Origin of the sequence: Microbispora sp. GKU 823 (assembly GCF_002027145.1) — a bacterium.
Lineage (GTDB): Bacteria > Actinomycetota > Actinomycetes > Streptosporangiales > Streptosporangiaceae > Microbispora > Microbispora siamensis.
The window spans coordinates 1-1357 of the sequence record NZ_MWJN01000247.1 but is presented as its reverse complement, the minus strand read 5'-3'; the positions used below and the strand labels follow the sequence as shown (position 1 = coordinate 1357).

Genomic DNA, 1357 nt, shown 5'->3' with positions numbered 1-1357 from the left:
GGCCTGCTCGCCGGGCTGGCGGGCGGGTGGCCGCTCGCCGCCGTCGTCGCCGCCTATCTGGCGCTCACCTTCTCCTACACCCTCTGGCTCAAGCACCAGCCCGTGGTGGACCTGGTCGCCGTGGCCGGCTGCCACGTCGTGCGCGCGTACGCGGGGGCGGTCGCCGTGTCCGTGCCGGTGACGAGCTGGTTCCTGGTCGTCGTCTCGCTCGGCTCGCTGCTGCTGGTGGCCGGCAAGCGCGAGGCCGAACTCCGCGCCAGGCCCGGGGACGGCCAGGTCGCCCGGGCCACCCTGGAGACGTACACCGCGAGCTATCTCGGTCACGTGCGCGTCATGGCCTCGGGGGCGATGATCGTCACCTACTGCCTGTGGGCGCTCCAGGAGCACACCGGGCCGGCCAAGGCGTTCTGCGCGCTCAGCATCGTGCCGTTCGTGCTGGTCGTGCTGCGGCACGCGCTGCTGGTCGACCGTGGCGTGGGGGAGGAACCCGAGGAACTGGTGCTGCGTGACCGGCCGCTCCAGGTCTTCCTCGCGCTGATGCTGATCCTGCTGGCGTGCGGTATCCAACTGGCATGACACTGCTGACGGGATGGGGGCGCACCGCGCCCACGCGCGCGACGCTGGCCCGCCCGCGCACCGCCGAGGAGGCCGCCGCGCTCGTGGCGAAGGCGGGCCGTCGAGGGGTCGTGGCCCGCGGCCTCGGCCGCGCGTACGGCGACGCCGCGCAGAACGCGGGCGGACTCGTGCTCGACTGCACAGCGCTCCAGCCGTCGTGGAGCCTGAGTGCCACGGGGCTCGTCACCGCGTCGGCGGGGGTCAGCCTGCACGACCTCATGACCGCGCTCGTCCCGCGCGGTTGGTTCGTGCCGGTGACCCCCGGCACCCGGTACGTCACGGTCGGCGGGGCCGTCGCGGCCGACGTGCACGGCAAGAACCACCACGTGGACTCCTCCTTCGGGGCCCACCTGCGCTCGCTGCGCCTGCTCACCGCCGACGGAGGCGTGCGTACGCTCGAACCGGGCGACGACCTGTTCTGGGCCACCGTGGGCGGCATGGGGCTGACCGGCGTCGTCGTCGAGGCGACGTTCCAGTGCGTGCCGATCGAGTCCGCGTGGATGCGGGTGGACGTCGAGCGCACCCGCGACCTCGACCAGACCCTGGAGACGATGGCCGCGACCGACGACGGCCACCGCTACACGGTCGCGTGGATCGACCTGCTCGCGCGCGGCGGGCGGATGGGCCGGGGCGTGCTCACCCGCGGCGACCACGCCGCGCCCGGCGACCTGCCCGCCCGCGCGCGCGGGAACCCGCTCGCCTTCGCGCCGCGCCCCTCTGCTCGTCCGCCCCCGCGCTGGGC

General features: G+C 74.6%; 2 protein-coding genes. Both read left to right on the top strand.

Annotated features, from left to right (window positions below; translation table 11 throughout):
• A partial coding sequence (locus B1L11_RS44530; RefSeq protein ID WP_143738014.1) for a decaprenyl-phosphate phosphoribosyltransferase occupies positions 1 to 576 on the top strand: 576 nt, incomplete at its 5' end.
• Positions 573 to 1357: FAD-binding oxidoreductase (locus tag B1L11_RS44525; RefSeq protein WP_143738013.1), on the top strand; the 785-nt coding region annotated here is incomplete at its 3' end. The genes B1L11_RS44530 and B1L11_RS44525, both read left to right, overlap by 4 nt.